The 20,921-nt window shown below is 73.7% G+C and carries 20 protein-coding genes and 1 pseudogene; 12 read left to right on the forward strand and 9 right to left on the reverse strand.

Annotation, left to right across the window (positions count from 1 at the left end; genetic code table 11):
- Nucleotides 1–4 precede the first annotated feature (4 nt).
- Entirely contained in the window at nt 5–940 is a 936-nt protein-coding gene (locus AC07BF_RS03910; protein ID WP_478332895.1) for an alkaline phosphatase family protein, read from the reverse strand.
- Nucleotides 941–1,183: 243 nt separating this feature from the next.
- Here AC07BF_RS03910 and AC07BF_RS03915 point away from each other — a divergent pair, with 243 nt between their 5' ends.
- Both AC07BF_RS03915 and cobC read left to right on the forward strand, forming a co-directional pair.
- Nucleotides 1,184–2,572 (forward strand): cobalamin biosynthesis protein, encoded by a 1,389-nt coding sequence (locus tag AC07BF_RS03915; protein ID WP_478332896.1) that lies wholly within the window; start codon nt 1,184–1,186, stop codon nt 2,570–2,572.
- Complete coding sequence (cobC, locus tag AC07BF_RS03920; RefSeq protein ID WP_478332897.1) at nt 2,569–3,615, forward strand: Rv2231c family pyridoxal phosphate-dependent protein CobC; 1,047 nt, start codon at nt 2,569–2,571, stop codon at nt 3,613–3,615. Before AC07BF_RS03915 ends, cobC begins: the two co-directional genes overlap by 4 nt.
- A gap of 53 nt (nt 3,616–3,668) precedes the next feature.
- On the opposite strand, the gene AC07BF_RS03925 is transcribed toward cobC, so the two are convergent.
- The 7 genes from AC07BF_RS03925 to AC07BF_RS03955 all read right to left on the reverse strand — a co-directional run bounded on the left by AC07BF_RS03925 (nt 3,669) and on the right by AC07BF_RS03955 (nt 10,722).
- Complete coding sequence (locus tag AC07BF_RS03925) at nt 3,669–4,460, reverse strand: MOSC domain-containing protein (protein ID WP_363580555.1); 792 nt, start codon at nt 4,458–4,460, stop codon at nt 3,669–3,671.
- Nucleotides 4,457–4,987: a hypothetical protein gene (locus tag AC07BF_RS03930; RefSeq protein WP_400807522.1), complete on the reverse strand. Its 531-nt coding sequence runs from the start codon at nt 4,985–4,987 to the stop codon at nt 4,457–4,459. Before AC07BF_RS03930 ends, AC07BF_RS03925 begins: the two co-directional genes overlap by 4 nt.
- A gap of 49 nt (nt 4,988–5,036) precedes the next feature.
- Nucleotides 5,037–6,134 (reverse strand): LLM class flavin-dependent oxidoreductase, encoded by a 1,098-nt coding sequence (locus AC07BF_RS03935; protein ID WP_400807519.1) that lies wholly within the window; start codon nt 6,132–6,134, stop codon nt 5,037–5,039.
- 217 nt (nt 6,135–6,351) lie between these two features.
- On the reverse strand, nt 6,352–7,374 hold the full coding sequence (glnII, locus tag AC07BF_RS03940; protein ID WP_363580549.1) for a glutamine synthetase: 1,023 nt from the start codon (nt 7,372–7,374) through the stop codon (nt 6,352–6,354).
- A gap of 220 nt (nt 7,375–7,594) precedes the next feature.
- Entirely contained in the window at nt 7,595–8,650 is a 1,056-nt protein-coding gene (locus AC07BF_RS03945) for an SCO1860 family LAETG-anchored protein (RefSeq protein WP_478332898.1), read from the reverse strand.
- 184 nt (nt 8,651–8,834) lie between these two features.
- Nucleotides 8,835–9,512, reverse strand: a complete 678-nt coding sequence (locus AC07BF_RS03950) for a uracil-DNA glycosylase (protein ID WP_400807513.1) — start codon at nt 9,510–9,512, stop codon at nt 8,835–8,837.
- A 118-nt stretch (nt 9,513–9,630) separates the two neighbouring features.
- Entirely contained in the window at nt 9,631–10,722 is a 1,092-nt protein-coding gene (locus tag AC07BF_RS03955) for an amidohydrolase family protein (RefSeq protein ID WP_363580543.1), read from the reverse strand.
- Nucleotides 10,723–10,819: 97 nt separating this feature from the next.
- Between AC07BF_RS03955 and AC07BF_RS03960 the strand changes: the two genes are divergently transcribed.
- The 3 genes and pseudogenes from AC07BF_RS03960 to AC07BF_RS03970 all read left to right on the forward strand — a co-directional run bounded on the left by AC07BF_RS03960 (nt 10,820) and on the right by AC07BF_RS03970 (nt 13,739).
- Nucleotides 10,820–11,905, forward strand: coding sequence for a pyridoxal-phosphate-dependent aminotransferase family protein (locus AC07BF_RS03960; protein WP_363580541.1), 1,086 nt, complete (start codon nt 10,820–10,822; stop codon nt 11,903–11,905).
- Nucleotides 11,906–12,152: 247 nt separating this feature from the next.
- Nucleotides 12,153–13,187 (forward strand): annotated as a pseudogene (tmpA, locus tag AC07BF_RS03965) (2-trimethylaminoethylphosphonate dioxygenase); the annotation flags it as partial.
- A complete protein-coding gene (locus AC07BF_RS03970) occupies nt 13,182–13,739 on the forward strand; it encodes a phosphonate degradation HD-domain oxygenase (RefSeq protein WP_478332929.1) in 558 nt (185 codons plus the stop codon). The pseudogene tmpA and the gene AC07BF_RS03970, both read left to right, overlap by 6 nt.
- 48 nt (nt 13,740–13,787) lie before the next feature.
- Here AC07BF_RS03970 and AC07BF_RS03975 read toward each other — a convergent pair whose 3' ends face one another.
- A complete protein-coding gene (locus AC07BF_RS03975) occupies nt 13,788–14,567 on the reverse strand; it encodes a GntR family transcriptional regulator (RefSeq protein ID WP_363580537.1) in 780 nt (259 codons plus the stop codon).
- 369 nt (nt 14,568–14,936) lie between these two features.
- On the opposite strand from AC07BF_RS03975, the gene AC07BF_RS03980 reads away from it, so the two are divergent.
- The 7 genes from AC07BF_RS03980 (at nt 14,937) to AC07BF_RS04010 (ending at nt 20,841) form a co-directional block, all read left to right on the forward strand.
- Nucleotides 14,937–16,103 carry an ABC transporter substrate-binding protein gene (locus tag AC07BF_RS03980; RefSeq protein WP_363618622.1) on the forward strand — a complete coding sequence of 389 codons (1,167 nt, stop codon included), beginning with the start codon at nt 14,937–14,939 and terminating at the stop codon, nt 16,101–16,103.
- Between the two features lie 7 nt (nt 16,104–16,110).
- Nucleotides 16,111–17,148 (forward strand): ABC transporter permease, encoded by a 1,038-nt coding sequence (locus tag AC07BF_RS03985; RefSeq protein WP_478332899.1) that lies wholly within the window; start codon nt 16,111–16,113, stop codon nt 17,146–17,148.
- Nucleotides 17,148–17,957, forward strand: a complete 810-nt coding sequence (locus tag AC07BF_RS03990) for an ABC transporter permease (RefSeq protein WP_387818562.1) — start codon at nt 17,148–17,150, stop codon at nt 17,955–17,957. Before AC07BF_RS03985 ends, AC07BF_RS03990 begins: the two co-directional genes overlap by 1 nt.
- A gap of 78 nt (nt 17,958–18,035) precedes the next feature.
- Nucleotides 18,036–19,121: an ABC transporter ATP-binding protein gene (locus tag AC07BF_RS03995; protein ID WP_363580531.1), complete on the forward strand. Its 1,086-nt coding sequence runs from the start codon at nt 18,036–18,038 to the stop codon at nt 19,119–19,121.
- 55 nt (nt 19,122–19,176) lie between these two features.
- Nucleotides 19,177–19,926, forward strand: a complete 750-nt coding sequence (locus AC07BF_RS04000; RefSeq protein ID WP_478332900.1) for an HAD family hydrolase — start codon at nt 19,177–19,179, stop codon at nt 19,924–19,926.
- Between the two features lie 5 nt (nt 19,927–19,931).
- Nucleotides 19,932–20,252, forward strand: coding sequence for a DMT family transporter (locus AC07BF_RS04005; RefSeq protein WP_363580527.1), 321 nt, complete (start codon nt 19,932–19,934; stop codon nt 20,250–20,252).
- Nucleotides 20,253–20,352: 100 nt separating this feature from the next.
- Nucleotides 20,353–20,841 (forward strand): hypothetical protein, encoded by a 489-nt coding sequence (locus AC07BF_RS04010; RefSeq protein WP_363580525.1) that lies wholly within the window; start codon nt 20,353–20,355, stop codon nt 20,839–20,841.
- Nucleotides 20,842–20,921 lie beyond the last annotated feature (80 nt).

Below are 20,921 nucleotides of genomic sequence, written 5' to 3' on the forward strand. Positions count from 1 at the left end.
GGCGTCAGTTCCAGATGCCGGTGATGTCGGTGGCGTTGGCGGCGTTGCCCGCGTGGGTGGTCAGCCCGGCGAGGTCCTCCAGGGTGCGCAGCACGTTGTAGTGGTTGTAGGTGGTGCCGGTGCTGCTGCCGGGGGTGACGTGGGCGCCGTAGACGACGGTCGGGATGCGGTTGCCGGCGAGGCGGTTGTCCTCGTCGAAGGTGACCACGAGCAGGCTGTTGTGGCTCTTGGCCCAGTCCGCGTAGGCGGCGAGGTTGGTCTGCAGCCAGGCGTCACCGGTGCCGACGGAACAGTCGTGCATGTCGTTGCACAGGTCCGGGATGACGAAGGAGACCTTGGGCAGGGTGGTGTAGTCGGTCGGGAAGGCGTCCATGCCGTAGGCGCTGGAGGCGGGCACGTTGCCGAAGCCGAACCACGGGTTGTGCTTCTGCGCGTAGTTGTCGACGCGGCAGTCGGTGGCGCCCTGGGCGGGCAGGCCCTCGTTGTAGCTGGCCCAGGTCCGGCCGGCGGCGAGCAGTTCGGAGCCCAGGTTGGGCTGCTGGAGGGCGCCGACGTCGACGCAGCTGTCGTCGGTGACGCCCTGCGCGCTGCCGGAGAACAGCATGTAGTAGTTGGGCTGGCTGGGGTGGGTGAGCGCGAAGGACTGGGTGAGCGCGGCACCGCCGGCGACCAGCGTGTTGTTGATGTACGGCGCGCTGGAGCTGCTGCCGATGACCTGCGAGTAGGCGTGGTTCTCCATCATCACGACGATCACGTGGTCGGGCGAGGGCAGCCCGCCCGTGGTGTCGGCGGCCGCGCTGCCGCCGGCGGCCCACAGGCCGAGCGAGCCGCCGACGAGGCCGAGCCCGGCGGCGAGGGCGGTGAGGGGCCGGCGGAGCGGGCGGCGGGAGGGGCGGCGGGGGGACGTGGTTCCGGGGGTGCGGAGTCGTGCGAAGGCCATCGGGTCCTCCGTGCGTCGGGGCTGCCTGGTTGGAGCGCCGAGAACAGTAGGATCGCGCCGTGTCGTGTACCGCACAAGACAAGTGAAGAACAGACGAACAGCTGCCGCCCGTCGGCGGTCCACGTCACAACCGCCCCGATTGACCCGTTCCGACCGGGCGTGGTGGGATCACGGGGGCCCTTGTGGCGGGATCGCGGATGCTCGTGCGCGGGGATCGCGGGGCTTTGGGTGAAGGAGCGGGACGTGATCGGACTGGTCGCCCTCAACGGGACGGGCCGCCTGCTGGCCGACGAGATCCACGCCGCCTGGCCCGAGACCACCCGCGTCCACACCGCGGTGGTCAGTGCCTGCTTCGGTCCGACCGAGGCCCTGGACTACGCCCTCGGCCGGGACGACCTGGTGGTCTGCCTCGCGCCGGTCGCGGCCACCGTGCGGCTGTTGATCGACGGCTCGCACCTGCGCCCCGGCGGGCCCGGCCTGGTCAGCCTGGACCTGAACCTGCGCTACGCCGTCCCGCTGACCGGGCGCGACAGCGGCGCCGACGAGCTGGCCGAGGAACTCGCCGCCCTGCTCGGTGTCCGGGCCGTCCTGGCCAGCGGCCCTCCCCCGGCCACCGCCCCGCCCTTCGCGCATCTGGCCGGGCACGCGTCGACGTCCACCCGCGGGCCGCGCGGCTCGGCGGCCGCGCAGGCGCTCGCCGAGGGCCGACCGGTCCGGCTGGAGAGCGACCTGGCGTACCCGCTGCCCGCCCTGCCGTCCTCCGCCCGTCCCGACGCGCCCGCCGACGCCCCCGTCCTGCGGGTCACCGACCGCACCCACCCCGAGGAGGACGTGCTCCTCGTGCACCCGCGCACCCTGGTCGTCGGGGTCGGCGCGGGCGGCGGCGCCACGGACTCCGAGCTGATGCGACTGATCACGGACACCCTGGCCGAACACGGCCTGGCCCGCGCCTCGATCGCCCGGCTGGCGACGGTGGCCGGCAAGGCGGACCACCCGGAGGTGCGCTGGGCCGCGTTCTGCCTCGGCGGGGTGCCGGTGGACGAGCACCCGGCGGCGGCCCTGGCCGCGGTGGCGGTGCCGAACCCGTCGGACCTGGTCGGCGCCGCCGTCGGCACCGCGAGCGTCGCCGAGGCGGCCGCCCTGGCGAGCGCCCCGGGCGGCGAACTCGTCGCCACCAAACGGAAGTCCGCCGCGGCGACGGTCGCGATCGCCCGGGCGGCGGTCCGCGGACGCCTCGCCGTCGTCGGGCTCGGGCCCGGCGCGCACGACCTGCTGGTGCCGCGCGCGCTGGCGGAACTGCGGCGCGCGTCGGCGGTCGTGGGCGCGCCGGGCGCGGTCGAGGCGGTCGCCGAGCTGCTGCGGCCCGGGACCAGGCGGATCGCGACGGACGACGGCGCCGGGGCGGCCGTCGGGGCGGCCGTCGGGGCGGCCGTCGACCTGGCCGCCGACGCGGCCGTTGACCTGGCTGTTGACCTGGCCGCGCACGGGCACGCCGTCGCACTGGTCGCCCTCGGTGACGGCGCGGCACTGAGCGTGCCGCCGGGCCCGTACGACGTCCACCGCGTCCCGGGGCTGCCCCTGCATCCGCTCGCCCCCGATGTGCCCGCCCACCCGCAAGGAGACCCCGCGTGACCACCCCCGAACCCGACCTGCGCCACCACGGCGACGCCGAGGTGCGCGCCGACGGGTCCGGCCTGGTCGACCTCGCCGTCAACGTCCGCACCGGCACACCCCCGGCCTGGCTGCGCGACCGGCTCGCGGCCACCCTCGGCGACCTCGCCGCCTACCCCGACCAGGGCGCCGCCCGCGCCGCGGTGGCCGCCCGGCACCGGCGGCCGGCCGACGAGGTGCTGCTCACCTCGGGGGCGGCGGAGGCCTTCGTCCTGCTGGCCCGTGTCCTGACGGCACGTCACATCGTCGTCGTGCACCCGCAGTTCACCGAACCAGAGGCGGCTCTGCGGGACGCCGGACACCAGGTGCACCGGGTGCTGCTGTCCCCCGAGGACGGGTTCCGGCTGGGGGCCGTCCCGGAGGAGGCCGACCTGGTCGTCCTCGGCAACCCCACCAACCCGACCTCCGTCCTGCACCCCGCCGACGCCGTCGCCGCACTCGCCCGCCCCGGACGCACCCTGGTGGTCGACGAGGCGTTCATGGACACCGTGCCCGGCGAACGCGAGTCCCTCGCCCCGGCCCGGGACCTGCCCGGCCAGGTCGTCGTCCTGCGCAGCCTCACCAAGACCTGGGGCCTGGCCGGACTGCGGATCGGCTACGTCCTCGGGCCCGCGCCACTGATCGCCGCACTCGGCGCCGCCCAGCCGCTCTGGCCGGTCTCCACCCCCGCGCTGGCCGCCGCCGAGGCGTGCAGCGGCCCGGCCGCGCTGGCCGAGGCGGAGGCAGCCGCCGCCGAACTGGCCTTGTGGCGGACATACTTGCTGAAGGGCCTGGCCGCCTTCCCGACTCTTCGGGTGTACGGCGAGCCGGCCGCGTCCTTCGTCCTGGTACGGCTGCCGGAGGCGGCGGCCGTCCGGGAGCGGCTGCGCGGGCGCGGCTTCGCCGTCCGGCGCGGGGACACCTTCCCGGGGCTGGGCGAGGAGTGGCTGCGGATCGCCGTCCGGGACGAGGCCACCACCGACCGCTTCCTGGACGCCCTCACCGCCGTCCTCGGCCCAGCCTGACCCCCGCCACCGCCCCTGCCCCGACCCCGCCTGACCTCCGCCCCGACCCCGCCTCAGTCCAGCCTGATCGCATCCCCCACCGCGACCCGGCCGGGCACCAACACCTGCGCGTACACCCCCGCGCAGGGCAGCGCGGGCATGCCCTCCAACGGGACCAGGCGGTTCCGCTCGGCCGGGACGCGCAGGGCGGACGTGCTCCGGGGCAGCGGGCCGTGCCGCAGGGTCGGGACGGCGCAGCGCGGCGTGGGCACCACGACGCGCAGCCGCAGCACCGGCCCGATCGCCAACTCCCGCCCCACCCAGGCGTTCTCGACGTACCCCTCGCCCTCGGTGCGGATCACCAGGTTCGGCCGGTAGCGCTCCGCCTCGGCGCCGGTCGCGGCCAGCGTCGAGGTGGTGACCAGGTGCAGCGGGGCGAAGTCGAAGAAGCCGCCGTCCGGCGCGGCCCGGCCCAACTCGTTGACGGTGACGTCGACTTCGGCCTCGATGCCGTGCGCCAGCACCTCCTCCGGCACGGCCCGCTCGATCGTCGCCCCGGGCGGGCACTCGGCGATCAGGGCGACCTTGCGGCCGAGCGCCGCCGACAGCTCCTCCTCGTCCACGCACCGCCCGTCCGGGCCGGTGATCACCACGCCGCCCGCCGTGGTCGCCGCCGTGTAACCGAGCAGGCCCGCCCACAGCCGCGGGTTCTTGGCGCTGGCGACCTTCCCGGTGTCGAGGTCGAGCAGGGCGCGGCCGCGGTCCCGCTCCAGGCCGCGCCCGTCCACCCCGACCGCCGCCAGTTCCTCCCCCAGCAGCGACTTCACCGGGTAGCGCCGCAGCCGTTCGACCGTCCCGATCCTCATGCCGCGACCGCCCATTCGCGCAGGGCCATGAAGTCGGCGGCCAGCAGGCCGATTCGGGGGTTGACGTGGAACGTGAGTGCCGGGGCGGGGTGGTGGGCGGCTATCCAGGCGGTGTCCTGCGGGCCCAGTTCGTCGTCCACCCAGGCGAACGGGCGGCCGTCCGCCCAGGCGACCACGTCCCGGGTCTTCCAGTGCAGGCCGTCCGGGTCCTCCCCGAACAGGTCCGTCCACTGGATGTAGGGGAGTTCGGGCAGTCCGAGGTTCGGGCCGATGTGGGTGTTCGCCTCGCCCATCCAGCCGGTGGCCCACACCAGTTCGTACGGCAGGCCGAGCAGTTCCGGCCCGTGCGCCGGGTTCAGCCACACCCGCAGCGGCTTCGCCCGCGCGTGGGAGTAGTGCGCCTGCCGGTCCGCCCACCAGGTCGGGAGCAGGCGGTGGGTGTCGTACCCCTCCGGCCGCCGGGTCGTCGGCGCGGCGTAGGGGTTGAGCGGTCCGTCCACGTCGAGGAGGAGCAGGGGCAGCGTCATGCCGTGAATTCTCCGGCCGACCCGGCGGATTGACCAGCGGTTTGCGGGTTCACGGCCGGTGCCACAGGTTGCGGGCGGCCAGCAGCGGCAGCACGCCCTCGCCGAACCAGTACGCCTCCTCCAGGTGCGGCATGCCCGACAGCACGAACTCGTCGATCCCCAGCTCGTGGTACTCGGTGATCAGGTCCGCGACCTCCCGGTGGCTGCCCACCAGGGCCGTCCCGGCGCCGCCGCGCAGCAGGCCGATCCCGGCCCACAGCCCCGGGTACACCTCCAGCCGCTCGGCCGATCCGCCGTGCAGCGCGAGCATCCGCCGCTGGCCCTCCGACTCGCTCTCGGCGAGCGCCCGCTGGGTCCGGCGCACGAGCCCCGGGTCCATTCCGGCGAGCAGCCGCTCGGTCTCCGCCCAGGCCTGCGCGGCGGTGTCCCGGGTGATCACGTGCAGCCGGATCCCGAACCGCACCACCCGCCCGCGGGCGGCGGCGAGTTCGCGGATCCAGCGGATCTTCTCCCGCACCTGGGCGGGCGGTTCGCCCCAGGTCAGGTAGACGTCCGCGGACTGCGCCGCGACCTCGCCGGCCGCCGGGGACGAGCCGCCGAAGTACACCGTCGGCACCGGCTCCGGCAGCCGGTTCAGCCGGGCCCGCTCGACCCGCAGATGGGGCCCGTGGTGGTCGACCGTCCCGCCCGCCCACAGCCGCCGGACGATGTCCAGGAACTCCCCGGTCCGCGCGTACCGGGCGTCCTTGTCCAGGAAGTCCCCGTAGGCGCGCTGCTCGGCGGACTCCCCGCCGGTCACCACGTTCAGCAACAGCCGTCCGCCGGACTGCCGTTGGTACGTCGCGGCCATCTGCGCGGCCAGCGTCGGGCTGATCTGCCCGGGCCGGAACGCCACCAGGTACTTCAGCCGCTCCGTCACCTGCGTCAGCATCGCCGTCGTCAGCCAGGCGTCCTCGCACCACGCCCCGGTCGGCGTCAGCACCCCCTCGAACCCCAACTGCTCCGCGCTGCGGGCGACCTGCCCCAGGTACCCCAGGCTCGGCGGCCGGTCCGCCCCCGCCACCCCCGGCGTGGACCCGTGACCACCCCCGACGATCTGCCGACTGTCACCGTTGGTGGGAAGGAACCAGTGGAACACGAGCGACATGAACGGACACACTCCTACGCCGGGTTGCCTGCGGGATGAGGACGGAGACACTCACCGGCAACACGCGGCCGCGCACACCCGCACCAGGTCCACGTGCAGACGTCGCACGAGGACACGGCGGGCGGAAGCGGTCATGCGAGCGATTATGCCCGACGACGACGGCCGCCGGCCCTCCCTCGTACGGGAGGACCGGCGGCCGGTGCGGAGCGGGGGCGGATCAGACCTGGCCGGCCTTCTCCAGGGCCTCGCAGCAGGTGTTGATCATGAGGCGGGTGACGACGTACGGGTCGATGTTGGCGTTCGGGCGACGGTCCTCGATGTAGCCCTTCTGCTCCACCTCGACCTGCCACGGGATGCGGACCGAGGCGCCGCGGTTGGAGACGCCGTAGCTGTAGACGTTCCACGGGGCGGTCTCGTGCTTGCCGGTCAGGCGGGACTGGATGTCGTCGCCGTACTGGCTGACGTGCTCCAACACCTTGTCCTGGGAGGCGCCGAGGGACTCGCAGGCGGTGATGATGGCGTCGTAGCCCTCGCGCATCGCCCTGGTGGAGAAGTTGGTGTGCGCACCCGCGCCGTTCCAGTCGCCCCTGACCGGCTTGGCGTCCAGGGTGGCGTCGATGCCGAACTCCTCGGCGGTGCGGTACAGCAGGTAGCGGGCGATCCACAGGTCGTCCGAGACGGTCAGCGAGGAGACCGGGCCGATCTGGAACTCCCACTGGCCGGGCATGACCTCGGCGTTGATGCCGCAGATCGCCAGGCCGGCGTCGATGCAGCGGTCCAGGTGCAGCTCGACGATCTCGCGGCCGAAGACCTCCTCGGCGCCGATGCCGCAGTAGTAGCCGCCCTGCGGGGCCGGGAAGCCGCCCTCCGGGAAGCCGAGCGGGCGGGAGCCCTTGAAGAAGGTGTACTCCTGCTCGATGCCGAAGATCGACTCCTGGGCCGCGTACTTCTCGTCGACCTCGCGCAGCAGGGCGCGGGTGTTGGACTTGTGCGGGGTGCCGTCGGTCTCCAGCACCTCGCACAGGACGAGGATGTTGTCACCGCCGCGGATCGGGTCCGGCACGACCTTCACCGGGTCCAGCACGCGGTCCGAGGCGTGGCCCTCCGCCTGGTTGGTCGAGGAGCCGTCGAAACCCCAGGTCGGGATCTTGTCCGCGTTGGGCAGGACCCGAGTCTTGGAACGGAGCTTCGCGGTCGGCTTGGTGCCGTCGATCCAGATGTACTCGGCCTTGATTGCCACGGCGGTGTACCTCGCATTGCTGGGTGGTGGGTGCCCGCGTAGCGTCGCAAGCCGCCGTTTCCCGGTTGTTCCTCTCGTGTAACGCGGATGTGAACCAACCCTCCGTGATGGCACGGTCACGGTGCGGGAGTGCCAGGGCGACATCCGGAGTGGCGGGGTGGCACCCGGGGTGCCGAGGTGGCACCCCGGGTGGCGCTCCCGCACCGCGAGGGGCCGGGGCTCAGTGCCGGCGGGCGTGCGCGGCCCGGCGGCGCCGGGTGGCCCACAGGGCGCCGGCCCCGCCGGCGACGAGGGCGGCGGCCCCGGCGGCCAGCGGGCCGGTGGCGCTGCTGCCGCCGGTCGCGGCGAGGCCGGCGGCCGGCTTCTCCGACGGGCCGGGCTTCTCGGTGGCGGCCTGCGGGACGACGGCGCGGGTGGTGGTGTCGGCGACCGGCTGGGCGGTGGCGGCGGTGCCGGTCGGCGCGGGCGACGTCGGGGCCTGGGTCGGGGTCGCGCCGACAGCCGGCGCGGAGGGCTTCTCGCAGCTCACCGAGGCCACGGTGATCCTGCCGGTGACCTTGGCGACGTTCAGGTTCAGCGGGTTCACCTCCACCTGGACCTCCAGGGCGGAGGCGGCGGCGGTGGTCGAGGTGGTGCTCTTCTTGGAGAGCTCCACCGACACGCTGCCGATCAGCGGCACGTCCACCTTGGTCGGCCCGTACAGGCCGATGGTGACGGGCTTGCCGAGCACCGTCAGCTTGGCGGGCGCGACGACGTCGGCGGTCGGCTGCCCGTCGACGGGGCAGGTCGCCTCGGCGCTCATCGCCTCCAGGCCGATCAGCGTGGTGGCGGGCAGGCCGGGGGCGTGCACGTCGGCGTTGACCAGCTTGACGGAGGCGGCGGCGCCCTTGGCGTCGATGCGGGTCACGGCCGTGCCGATGTCGGCCTTGACCAGGGTGACCGGGCCCTGCTGGTCGACGCCGTCGACCTTGGCGGTGAGGAGCGAGCCCTCGCTCTGGGCCGGCGTCTCCACCTTGTTGAGCGCGAGGTCCACCGGGACGTCGACCGTCTTGTTCAACAGGCTGACGTCCAGGGCGAGTTCGGCGGTGACGGCGCGCGCCTTGCCGGGCGAGGCGGCGGACGACGGAGAGGACGACGCAGTGGCCGCCGGGGCGGCGCACGCGGGCGGGACGGTGAGCAGCGTGCAGGCCGCGACCACGGCGGCGGCGGAAGCGGTTCGGCGGACGGAACGGACGGAACGGGCGGAGCCAGCGGAACGGGTGGAACGAGAAGACATGGCGGTACCCCCACAGGTGCTGTTGATCCGGAGCGCGCCCAGACGTCACCCGCGACAGGCGGGGAGGGGCCGGCGTTCCGAACGGTGAGCCGCCAGTCTTCTCGAACAGTCCGTCACAGGAGTCACACAGAACGTCATTTCACTCGTTGGAGTGAGATTGACGTCTGCCACTGACTCCGGTCTGCTACGGCAGTCGCCAGTCCACCGGCTGCGCCCCCTGCCGCGCCAGCAGCTCGTTCGCCCGGCTGAACGGCCGCGAGCCGAAGAAGCCGCCGCTCGCCGAGTACGGGCTCGGGTGCGCCGACTCGATCGCCGGGACGTCTCCGAGCAGCGGCCGCAGGTTGCGGGCGTCGCGCCCCCACAGGATCGCCACCAGCGGGCCGCCGCGCGCCACAAGAGCCCGGATCGCCTGCTCGGTGACCTCCTCCCAGCCCTTGCCCCGGTGCGCGGCGGGCTTGCGCGGCGCGGTGGTCAGCGCGCGGTTGAGCAGCAGGACGCCCTGCCGCGTCCACGGGGTGAGGTCGCCGTTGGACGGCTGGGGCAGGCCGAGGTCGCTGCCGTACTCCTGGAAGATGTTGATCAGGCTGGCCGGGATCGGCCGGGTCTCCGGCGCCACCGAGAAGCTGAGCCCGACGGCGTGGCCAGGCGTCGGGTACGGGTCCTGTCCGACGATCAGCACCCGCACGTCGGCGAAGGGCTGTTGGAAGGCCCGCAGCACGTTCGGCCCGGACGGCAGGTAGGTACGGCCGGCGGCCAGTTCGGCGCGCAGGAAGTCGCCCATGGCGGCGACCTGCCCGCCGACGGGCTCCAGGGCGGTGGCCCAACCGGGCTCGACGATCTCGTTCAGTGGACGCGGTGCCATGGTGGCCACCCTATCGGCCTACACCGACAGCGCGTTCAGCGGATGATCATGCACACGAGCCCGGAGCCGTCCGGCCCGGCGGCCGACCACGACGGGCCACCCGCCACCGGCCACCCGCTCACCCCACCGGCCGGCCGCGCAGCACCACCAGCCGGGGGTCGGCGAGCACCCGGACGTCCGCCCGCGGGTCCTCCCCGTACACCACGAAGTCGGCCGACTCCCCCTCCTCCAGCCCCGGCCGCCCCAGCCACTCCCGCGCACCCCAACTGGCCGCCGACAGTGCCTGCGCCGGGCTCAGCCCCGCCTTCACCAGTTCCGCCACCTCCTCCGCGACCAGCCCGTGCGCCAGCGAGCCGCCCGCGTCCGTGCCGACGAACACCGGGATGCCGGCGTCGTGCGCGGCGCCGACGGTGGCGTAGCGGCGCTCGTGCAGCCGCCGCATGTGGGCCGCCCAGGCTGGGAACCTGCCCTCGCCGCCGGCCGCCAGGCCCGGGAAGGTGGCGATGTTGACCAGCGTCGGGACGATCGCCACGCCGCGCTCGGCGAAGGCCGGGATCAGTTCCTCGGTCAGTCCGGTGGCGTGCTCGATGCAGTCGATGCCGGCCGCCAGCAGGTCCGGCAGCGACTCGGCGGCGAAGCAGTGCGCGGTGACCCGCGCGCCTTCCTCGTGCGCCGCCGCGATCGCCTCGGCCAGCGCGTCGCCGGGCCAGCAGGCGGCGAGGTCGCCGCGCTCGCGGTCGATCCAGTCGCCGACCAGCTTCACCCAGCCGTCGCCGCGCCGGGCCTCCGCGCGGACGTACGCGGCGAGGTCGCCGGGCTCGATCTCGTGCGCGTAGTTGCGGATGTAGCGGCGGGTGCGGGCGATGTGCCGCCCGGCGCGGATGATCCGGGGCAGGTCCTCGCGCTCGTCGATCCACCGGGTGTCGGCGGCCGAGCCGGCGTCGCGGATCAGCAGGGTGCCGGCGTCACGGTCGGTGAGCGCCTGCTTCTCGCTGGTCTCCGCGTCGACGGCGCCGTGCGCGTCCAGGCCGACGTGGCAGTGCGCGTCCACCAGGCCGGGCAGCACCCAGCCGGTCACCGTCCGGACGTCCTCGGCGCCGGGCGGGCAGGTGAAGCTCACCCGGCCGTCCACGACCCAGAGTTCGTCCCGGACGTCCTCCGGACCGACCAGCACCCGACCCCGGACGTGCAGCACCGCGCCATCGCTCATGGCCCGCACTCTACCGACGGGGGTGTTCCCTGTAAGCAGCAAAGATGCGGCAGACTCGTTCCGGCACCCACCACCCCACGCCCGAAAGGCCGCTACCGTGAGCCCCTTCCTCGACCTCCCCCCGCTCAGCGCCGCCGAGTTCGCGGCGATCGAGGACCAGGTGGCCGCACTGCTGCACACCACCGCGGACGTCATCGTCACCCAGGGTGAGGCGCTGCTGCCGCTGGAGGCCGCGATCCGCGGCGCCGCGCACCCCGGCTCCACCGCGCTCAACATCGTCACCGGCCCGTACGGGCAGACCTTCGGCAACTGGCTGCGCTCCTGCGGGGTCGAGGTCGTGGACCTGGCCGTCCCCTTCGACAGCGCGGTCAGCGCGCAGCAGGTCGCCGACGCCCTCGCCGCCCGTCCGGCCGTCGACTTCGTCTCCCTCGTCCACGCCGAGGCCGCCACCGGCAACACCAACCCCGTCGCCGGGATCGCCGCCGCCGTCCGCGAGCACGGCGCCCTGCTGATGCTCGACGCGGTCGCCTCCGTCGCCGCCGAGCCGCTGCTCACCGACGAGTGGGGCGTCGACCTGTGCGTCATCGGGGGCCAGAAGGCCATGGGCGGCCCTGCCGGGGTCTCCGCCGTCTCCGTCTCCCAGCGCGCCTGGGAACGGATCGCCGCCAACCCGGCCGCCCCGCGCCGCTCCTACCTGTCCCTGCTCGACTGGAAGGAGCGCTGGACGGACGCCGGGCGCACCGTGCTCCCGCACGCCCCCGCCCAGTTGGAGATGCTGGCCCTCGGCGCCTGCCTCGACCGGATCGCCGCCGACGGCCTGCCCGCCGTCATCGCCCGCCACCGCGCCGCCTCCGCCGCCACCCGCGCGGGCGCCCGCGCGCTCGGCACCCTCGCCCCGTTCGTCACCGAGGACGCCCACGCGGCCCCGGTCGCCACCACCCTGCGCACCCCGGCCGGCGTGCACGCGGCCGAGCTCGCCGCCCGCCTCGACCCCGCCCTCCCCGTCCAGCCCGGCGGCGGCCCCCTCGCCGCCTCGATGCTCCGCGTCAACCACTACGGCCCCGCCGCCGCCCTGCCCACCGTCCACGCCTGCCTCACCGCCCTCGCCACCGCGACGGACGCGGACCCGGCCCCGGCCCTGGCCGCCGCGGAGGCGGCCTGGACGGCAGCCGTCCAGGGCTGACACCACGGCGCCGTCAAGGCCCGAGCACGCGGAGCGGCCCCCGGGACACTCGGTCCCGGGGGCCGCTCCGCCTCTCCCCCGGACAGGGCCTGGCCGCGCACGGCACGGCGGGTTTCGGCCATGGGCTCCCGGCACAGTTCCCGCAGCGTTCATCTGCGCGGCACGCCGATCTCACCGGGGACCGGCAGGCTCCGGCCAGGGGTGAAGTTGGCTATACAACTTCACCCGAGACGCCGCCGAGGAGGAGACCACCGTGACCGAGCTGCCGCCGTACTGGCTGCGCGACAACTGCCCGTGCGCCGAGTGCCGGGACCCCCGGAACGGGCAGAAACTGTTCCAGATCGACGACCTGCCGCAGGACCTGGCGGTCGCCGCGAGCACCGAGACCGACGGGGGCCTGGAGGTGCTCTGGTCGGACGGGCACCGCTCGCGGTACCCGCTGGAGTGGCTGGGCGCCGAGCGGGACGGCGACGGGCGGACGGAGGAGGGCAAGCGGCTCTGGGTGGCGGCGGACTTCGCGCGCGGGATCCCCGAGGCGCGGTGGGAGGCGTACCTGTCCGACCCCGCCGAGCAGGCCGCCGTCCTCACCGCCGTGCGCAGCAGCGGCTTCGCGGTGCTGCGCGGGGTGCCGGCGGTGGAGCGGCAGGTCCTCGCGGTGGCCGAGAGCTTCGGCTACGTCCGGGTCACCAACTACGGGGAGCTGTTCGACGTCCGGGTCGAGCCGGATCCGAACAACCTGGCGTTCACCAGCGTCGCGATCGCGCCGCACACCGACAACCCGTACCGGGACCCGGTGCCGACGCTCCAGCTCCTGCACTGCCTGGAGAACTCCGCGACCGGCGGCGACTCCGGCCTCGTGGACGGGTTCCGGGCGGCGGCGGCCCTCCGGGAGGAGGCGCCGGCGGACTTCGAGACGCTCACCCGCACGCCCGTCCCGTTCGTCTTCCGCGACCGCCGCACCGAACTGCGCGCCGACCGCCCGCTGATCGAGGTGGACGCCCTGGGCCGGATCCGCGAGGTGCGGTTCAACAACCGCTCGATCGGCACCCTGCGCGGGAGTTCCGCCGAACTGGCGGCCTTCTACGCCGCGTACCGCCGCTTCGCCGCGATCACCCTGCGCCCCGAGCTCCAGCTCACCTTCCGCCTCGACCGCGGCGACTGCCTGATCTTCGACAACACCCGGCTGCTGCACGCCCGTACGGCCTTCCAGCAGGACGGCCACCGCCACCTCCAGGGCTGCTACGCCGACCTGGACACGCTGGGCAGCACCCTCGCCGTGCTGCACCGGCGCGCCGCCGCGCTGGACGCGATCGCCGGGCTGTTCGCGGGCGAGGGCGCCGGGGAGTACCTGGGCGAGGAGGTCACCATGGCCGAGCACATGCTCCAGGCCGCCGCTGCCGCCGAGGCGGCCGGGGCGCCGGACCACCTCGTCGCCGCCGCGCTGCTGCACGACGTCGGCCACTTCCAGGGAGCGCTGCACGGAAGGGACTTGATGGAGGGTCAGGATAACCGGCACAGCGACACCGGCGCCGACTGGCTGGCACGGTGGTTCGGCCCGGAGGTGACCGAGCCGGTCCGGCTGCACGTGGCCGCCAAGCGCTACCTGTGCGCGGTGGAGCCGGACTACCGGCAGCGGCTGTCCGAGGCCTCGGAGTACACCCTCACCGTCCAGGGCGGCCCGATGGACGAGCGGCAGGCCGCCGCGTTCGCCGAACTCCCGGGCGCCGCCGACGCGGTGGCCGTCCGCCGCTGGGACGAGCAGGCGAAGACGGCCGGGGCGCCGACACCCGGCTTCGAGCACTACCGCCCGCTGCTCACCGCGCTCATGCACTGACGGCACCGGCCGGCACGCCCGGGAGGATGGCCGGGCTCGGCCCCGGACTCAGTCGCCCTCCCGGGCGTGCCGCGAAAGCGCCGACGCGGCCAGCGAGTTGTGGATGCTGAAGGCCACCGTCCCGGGCAGGTAGCGGTCCTGGGACCACTCCACCGGAGTGCCGGTCGGGTCCGTCGTGCGCCGCCGTTCGCGCAGCAGCGGGCCGCCGCGGCGGCAGCCGAGGAGCCGGGCGTCCTCGGCGTTGGCGGCCACGATGTCGATGGTGTGGTCGGCGTCGGTGAACAGGATGCCGTGCTCGCGCAGGACTTCGGTGTGCGAGACGACGTCCGCCGGCAGCTCGGCGACGATCTCGCCGACCCGCGGCGGGTAGACGGTCCGCTCGACCATCACGGGCGCGCCGGAGAGGGTGCGCAGCCGGACGGTCACGTACACCTCGGCGCCCGGCTCCAGGCGCAGTTGCTCGCGTTCGGCGGTGTCGGCGGGGCGGCGGACCAGCGAGTCCAGGATGCCGCCGGGCTCCTCGCCCATCGAGTACGCCCAGTGCGTGAAGCTGAGCAGTTCGGAGAAGCTCTGCACCCGGGCGCCCCCGAGCACGACGCGCCGGGTGCCGCGGCGGGAGGTGACCAGCCCGTCGGAGCGGAGGACGGCGAGCGCCTGGCGGACGGTGCCCCGGGAGACGCCGTACTGCTCGGCGAGCGCGCCCTCGGCGGGCAGCCGGCCGGCCTCGCCGTACGCGCCGGTGGTGATGGCCTCGCGCAGGTCGGCGGCGACCTTCCGGTACAGGGCGCCGGGAGCGCGCTCGGCGGGGCGCCCGGGCTCAAGTGCCACGTCAGTCAATGTCCCTCCTGGGGCGGTGTCCTGCGCAGCCGTACCGGCACGGACAGCCCGACCTTATCCCGCTGCGCCTTTGAAGCATCGCACCGAACGGATCACGCTCCGATGGCCGGATTCGACCGTTCCCGCAGCCGACCCCGGTTCTGGGCCGTCCGTTCACCTTCCCGTCATCGGACTCCGGCGTACTTACCTCCGTCAGCGAAGTTGGCTAGTCAACTCGGACGGCCTCGAACGGCTCCGGGCGGCTCCGAACGGCACCGGACACCTCAGAACGGCTCCGAACGGCCACTCGCACGATCCCCCGATCAGACAACCCCACCGCAGCTCACCCCCTTGCAGTACACCCGATCAGGAGACTGACCCGTGTCCGTGCACCGCGCCCGTTCCGCCGCCTTCGCAGCGGTCCTGACCGCCGCCGCGCTGTCCCTCACCGCCTGCGGCTCCGCCGGCTCCTCCACCGCGAAGTCCGGCGACGCCGCGGGCGGCAAGAGCGCCAAGACCGCCACCTCGGTCGCCGACTTCGGCGGGATGGACGGCCTGATCGCCGCCGCCAAGAAGGAGGGGAAGCTGCACGTCATCACGCTGCCTCGCGACTGGGCGAACTACGGCAAGCTGATGGACGACTTCAAGGCGAAGTACGGCATCGAGATCGAGGACGAGAACCCCGACGGCGCCAGCCAGGACGAGATCAACGCGATCACCTCCCGCAAGGGCCAGGACCGCGCCCCCGACGTCGTCGACCTCGGCTCGGCCTTCGCGCTCAGCGCCGCCAAGCAGGGCCTGCTGGCCCCGTACAAGGTCACCGACTTCGACAAGATCCCGGCCACCATGAAGAACGCCGACGGCCTGCACTACAACGACTACGGCGGCTACATGTCGATCGCGTGCGACGCCAAGAAGGTGTCCGCCTGCCCGAAGACCTTCGCCGACCTGCTGAAGCCCGAGTACAAGGGCATGGTCGCCCTGAACGGCAACCCGACCAAGGCCGGTGCCGCGTTCGGCGCCGTCTACGCGGCCGCGCTCGCCAACGGCGGCTCGCTGGACAACATCCAGCCCGGCATCGACTTCTTCGCCAAGGTCAAGCAGGCCGGCAACTTCAACCCGGTCGAGGTCACCCCGGCGACCATCGAGAAGGGCGAGACCCCGATCAGCATCGACTGGTCGTACCTGAACGCCGGCTACGCCGACAAGTTCAGGAGCAAGGGCATCGACTGGCAGGTGGCCATCCCCTCGGACGGCTCCTACGCGCAGTACTACAACCAGGCGATCAACAAGGACGCGCCGCACCCGGCCGCCGCCCGCCTGTGGGAGGAGTACCTGTACAGCGCCGAGGGCCAGAACGGCTTCCTGGGCGGCTACGCCACCCCGGCCCTGTTCGACGCCATGAAGACGGCCGGCACCCTGGACGCCGCGGGCGCCGCGAAGCTCCCGCCGGTCGAGAAGCCCTTCACCACCTTCCCGACCCAGGAGCAGACGGACACGGCCAAGAAGACCGTGACCGAGAACTGGGCCAAGGCGATCGCGGGCTGACCTGACGATGACCACGGCTCCCACCCCGGTGCCGGCCCCCGCCTCCGCCGCCCAGAGCGGCGGGGGCGCCCCCGGCCCCGCAGCAACCACCCCCGCCACCGCCGACGCCACAACGGCCGAGGCCACCGACACCGCGGCCGAGACCGCCGCGGCCAAGAGCACCGAGACCGCCAGGGCCCCCCGCCCCGGCAAGCCCCGGACCGGCCGCGGCCGCGCCTGGATGGCCGCCCTCCCCCTGCTCCTGTTCTTCCTGGTCGGCTTCGGCCTGCCCGCCGTCGCGATCGCCATCGGCGCGTTCACCACCTCGCCCGACGCCCCCGACGGCGGCGGCACCTTCACCACCGACAACCTCACCGGCTCACTGCAGGGCGCCTACTGGACCGCCCTGTGGGGCAGCGTCAAGCTCTCCCTGCTGACCGCGCTGATCGCCGCCGTGGTCGGCCTGCCGCTGGCCCAGGCCGTGGCCACCTCCCGGTTCCGGGTGTTCCGCGAGGCGGTGCTCTCCGCCTCCGGCGTGCTCGCCAACTTCGGCGGCGTGCCGCTCGCCTTCATGTTCGTCGCCACCCTCGGCAACGCCGGCGAGGTCACCAAGAAGTTCGGCCTCACCAGCCACGGCTGGAACCTCTACACCTTCACCGGCCTCTCCGTGGTCTACCTGTACTTCCTGGTGCCGCTGATGGTCATCACCATCACCCCGGCCCTGGAGGGCCTGCGCACCCAGTGGCGCGAGGCCGCGTACAACAACGGCGCCACCGTCGTGCAGTACTGGCGGCACGTGGCCCTGCCGGTCCTGGTGCCCTCGCTGCTCGGCGGCTTCGTGCTGCTGTTCGGCGCCTCCTTCGCCGCGTACGCCACCGCCGAGGCCATGGTGGGCAGTTCGGTGCCGCTCATCTCGATGCAGATCGGCGACGCGCTGTCCGGCAACGTCCTGGTCGGCCAGGGCAACCTCGCCCTCGCCCTCGGCCTCGACATGATCGTGGTCGCCTGCCTGGTGATGGCCGTGTACCTGCCCCTTCAGCGCCGGAGTGCCAAGTGGCTCGCCTGATCAATCGCATCCGTTTCGGCCGCGGCCTCGTCCTGCTGCTCTGCGGCGTCTACTTCGCCGTACCGCTGGCCTCCTCGGTGATCTTCAGCGTCGACGACAACAAGGGCGGCACCACCTTCCGGGCCTACACCGAGCTGCTGAACGCGCCCGGCTTCCTGGACAGCCTGGTGCTGAGCCTGGAGCTGGCCGGCGTCACGGTGGCGGTGCTGCTGCTCCTGCTGGTCCCGGCGATGCTCGCCGCCCGGCTCGGTGCGCCGAAGCTGCGCCCGGTGATCGAGGTGATGTGCTCGATGCCGCTGGTCGTCCCCGTGGTCGCGCTCACCACCGGCATCATCGGCGTGCTGCGCTGGGGCCCGGACTACCTCCAGGACACCCCGCTGTTCCAGACCATCGTGGCAATCCAGGACCCGAAGTTCCCGATCGTCCTGGTCATCGCCTACGTGCTGATGGCGCTGCCGTTCGCCTACCGGGCGCTGGACGCCGGGCTGCGCGGCGTGGACGTCGCCACCCTGGTCGAGGCCGCCCGCAACTGCGGGGCCGGCTGGCTGCGCGCGGTGTTCACCGTCGTCCTGCCGAACCTGCGCAGCGCGCTGCTGAACGCGGCCGTCCTCACCGTCGCCCTGGTGCTCGGCGAGTTCACCACCGCCTCCATCCTCGGCTTCGCCCCCTTCTCGGTGTGGATCAACTCCAACGGCAAGAGCGACGGCCAGATGTCCGTCGCCGTCTCGATGCTCAGCCTGCTGATCGTCTGGCTCGTCCTGCTGCTGATGTCCGCCGCCGGCCGCGGCCGCAAGGGCGCGCGGGCCTGAGGCGCCCCGCCGCACGGCCATCCCGCGCTCCGGCCGCACGGTCCTGAACCACCCCACGCTTTCCAGGAGTTACCAGCCATGACCACGGTTTCCGCCCCCGTCACCGGTGTCGCGCTCGCCCCCGGCGGCGCCACCGTCGAGTTCCGCTCGCTGCGCCGCTCGTTCGGCGCCACCACCGCCCTCGACGGCCTGGACCTGACCGTCCACCCGGGCGAACTGCTCGCCCTGCTCGGCCCGTCCGGCTGCGGCAAGACCACCGCGCTGCGCATCCTGGCCGGCTTCGAGCAGCACGACTCCGGCGAGGTCCTGGTCGACGGGCAGGACATCACCGCGATCCCCGCCCACAAGCGCGACGCGGGCATGGTGTTCCAGTCGTACAGCCTCTTCCCGCACCTGACCGCGCTGGACAACGTCGCCTTCGGGCTGCGGATGCGCGGCGCCGGCAAGGCCGAGCGCCGCAAGCGCGCCCAGGAGCTGCTGGAGCTGGTCGGGCTGCCGCACCGCGCCGAGCACTACCCGCACCAGATGTCCGGCGGCCAGCAGCAGCGCATCGCGCTCGCCCGGGCGCTCGCCCTGCAGCCGCGCGTGCTGCTGCTCGACGAGCCGCTGTCCGCGCTGGACGCCAAGGTCCGCCTCCAGCTGCGCGAGGAGATCCGCCGGCTCCAGCAGGAACTGGGGATCACCACCCTGTTCGTCACCCACGACCAGGAGGAGGCGCTGTCGATGGCCGACCGGGTCGCGGTGCTGCGCGCGGGCCGGCTGGAGCAGTGCGCCACCCCGTCCGAGCTGTACGGCCGCCCGGCCACCGCGTTCGTCGCCGAGTTCGTCGGCACCATGAGCCGCATCCCGTGCACCCGCACGTCCGACGGCGTCGAGGTGCTCGGCCGCCGGCACGCGGTGGACGGCGACCTGCCCGCCGACGGCGAACTCCAGGTGCTGGTCCGCCCGGAGAACGTCACCCTGACCCCGTCCGAGGCCGGCCCGGCCCTGGTGATCACCGCGTCCTTCCTGGGCGCCGTCACCCGGCTCACCGTCCGCCTCGACGACGGCACCGAGGTCAAGGCCGACCTGCCGACCGAGGCCGCCGCCGCGCTGCCGGCCGGCTCGCGCGCCGAGCTCCTGCTGCCGGAGCGTCCGGTGCTGGTGGACCGCCGCACCGTCTGAGAGCCTCGAACCCCATCTGCGTAGCACCATCTGATGAACCACCGAAGGTACCGCCATGCCTGAAGCCCTGACGCCCTCCTCCCCGACGCCATCCTCCCCGACGCCCGGCGCCCCGACGCCCGGCCCCTCGACGACCGAAGCTCCCCGCCCCGCCGCCGTCCTGTTCGACATGGACGGCACCCTGGTCGACACCGAGCAGCTCTGGTGGCAGGCCGCCGCCGAACTCGCCGACGAGCTCCACCACGCGCTCACCGACCAGGACGCCCCCGAAGTGCTCGGCCAGGCCGTCGAGCACACCGCCGCCCACCTGCACAGGGTCAGCGGCACCACCCTCACCGAGGCCGAACTCGCCGCCCGGCTCGGCGAGTCCTTCGCCGCCAAGGTCGCCGCCGAGACCGTCCCGCGCCCCGGCGCGCTCGCCCTGCTGGCCTCCCTGCGGGACGCGCGGGTGCCCACCGCGCTGGTCTCCGCCTCCCCGCGCCAGGTCGTCGACCTGGTCCTCGCCGCCATCGGCCGGGACTGGTTCGCCGTCACCCTGGCCGCCGAGGACACCCCGCGCACCAAGCCCGCACCGGACCCGTACCTCGCCGCCGCCGAACGGCTCGGCCTGGACCCGGCCACCTGCGTCGCCGTCGAGGACACCCCGACCGGAGTCGCCTCCGCCGCCGCGGCCGGCTGCGCCGTGCTCGCCGTGCCGTCCACCGCGACGCCGATGCCCGACGGCGGCCGGATCACCCTGCTCGCCAGCCTGGAACAGGCCAACCTCGCCCTGCTGGGGAAGCTCGGCGCCGCCCGGGCCGTTTGACCGGCATGCCCTATTTCCTGCTCTCCCTCGCCATCCTGAGCGAGGTCTGCGCGACCAGTTGCCTCAAGCTCACCGAGGGGTTCACCCGCCTCTGGCCGAGCGTGGGGGTGGCGGTCGGCTACGTGCTGTCCTTCGTGCTGCTCGGGCGCGCGCTCAAGCACATCCCGGTCTCGGTCGCCTACGCCGTCTGGTCGGGGGCCGGGACGGCGGCGGTCGCCGGAATAGGCGTGGTCGCCTTCGGCGAATCGCTGGGACGCCTCCAGTGGCTGGGGATCGCCCTGGTGATCGTCGGAGTGGTCGTGCTCAACCTCAAGAACAGTCACTGACGGGCCGCCCCCCGCCCGCGGCGCTGGTCAACTACCCTTTCGGAGCGGGAAGTCGGATGTGCCGACCGCCCGCTCCGAGTGGTTCGCTACCGTGGGCCCCATGAGCGACCCACGACCCCACCACTACCGCTTCGTCCACCGCGAGCTCGCCCGCCAGGTCCTCGAATTCGGCCCCCGGCTGACCGTCCCGGACGCCGGCGGCAGCCTCCTGCCCGTCCTCACCGGCATCTGGGACAACCTCGGCCAGACCCTCCCGCCCGAGGACCGGCTGCCCAGCCACGGTCTGGACTGCCAGCACCTGCGGGCCGACGGCCACCCCCTGCTGCTCGTCACCCTCCCCACCCCGACCAGCGCCACCGAGGCCCACTTCGTCGCCGCCGTCCACCCCCAGGGCACCAAGACCGTCCGCTACGTGACCCTGGAGCACGCGCTCAACCCCTTCGACAGCAGCCCCGGCACCGTCCTCGGCGAGTGGTCGTCCGAAGGCCACCTCAACCACGGCGAGGGCCCCTCCCCCGTCGCCGAACTGTTCGTCGCCGCGGTGGCGAAGCTCGTCACCCCGAAGAAGCGCGGCTTCTGGCGCCGCTGACCCCGACGCCGCCGCGCGCCGGCGCATCGTCAAGGTCCCGTCATCGCACCGTGAAGCACCCGTCACAACAGATCGCCCGC

Source organism: Kitasatospora sp. NPDC043950 (genome assembly GCF_056435345.1).

Excerpts from the sequence above, each read along its gene's own strand:
- AC07BF_RS03910 (WP_478332895.1), bottom strand. The coding sequence starts at position 940 with ATGGCCTTCGCACGACTCCGCACCCCCGGAACCACGTCCCCCCGCCGC.
- AC07BF_RS03925 (WP_363580555.1), bottom strand. The coding sequence starts at position 4,460 with ATGAGGATCGGGACGGTCGAACGGCTGCGGCGCTACCCGGTGAAGTCG.
- AC07BF_RS03930 (WP_400807522.1), bottom strand. The coding sequence starts at position 4,987 with ATGACGCTGCCCCTGCTCCTCCTCGACGTGGACGGACCGCTCAACCCC.
- AC07BF_RS03935 (WP_400807519.1), bottom strand. The coding sequence starts at position 6,134 with ATGTCGCTCGTGTTCCACTGGTTCCTTCCCACCAACGGTGACAGTCGG.
- AC07BF_RS03945 (WP_478332898.1), bottom strand. The coding sequence starts at position 8,650 with ATGTCTTCTCGTTCCACCCGTTCCGCTGGCTCCGCCCGTTCCGTCCGT.
- AC07BF_RS03950 (WP_400807513.1), bottom strand. The coding sequence starts at position 9,512 with ATGGCACCGCGTCCACTGAACGAGATCGTCGAGCCCGGTTGGGCCACC.
- AC07BF_RS03955 (WP_363580543.1), bottom strand. The coding sequence starts at position 10,722 with ATGAGCGATGGCGCGGTGCTGCACGTCCGGGGTCGGGTGCTGGTCGGT.
- AC07BF_RS03985 (WP_478332899.1), top strand. The coding sequence starts at position 16,111 with ATGACCACGGCTCCCACCCCGGTGCCGGCCCCCGCCTCCGCCGCCCAG.
- AC07BF_RS03995 (WP_363580531.1), top strand. The coding sequence starts at position 18,036 with ATGACCACGGTTTCCGCCCCCGTCACCGGTGTCGCGCTCGCCCCCGGC.
- AC07BF_RS04000 (WP_478332900.1), top strand. The coding sequence starts at position 19,177 with ATGCCTGAAGCCCTGACGCCCTCCTCCCCGACGCCATCCTCCCCGACG.
- AC07BF_RS04005 (WP_363580527.1), top strand. The coding sequence starts at position 19,932 with ATGCCCTATTTCCTGCTCTCCCTCGCCATCCTGAGCGAGGTCTGCGCG.
- AC07BF_RS04010 (WP_363580525.1), top strand. The coding sequence starts at position 20,353 with ATGAGCGACCCACGACCCCACCACTACCGCTTCGTCCACCGCGAGCTC.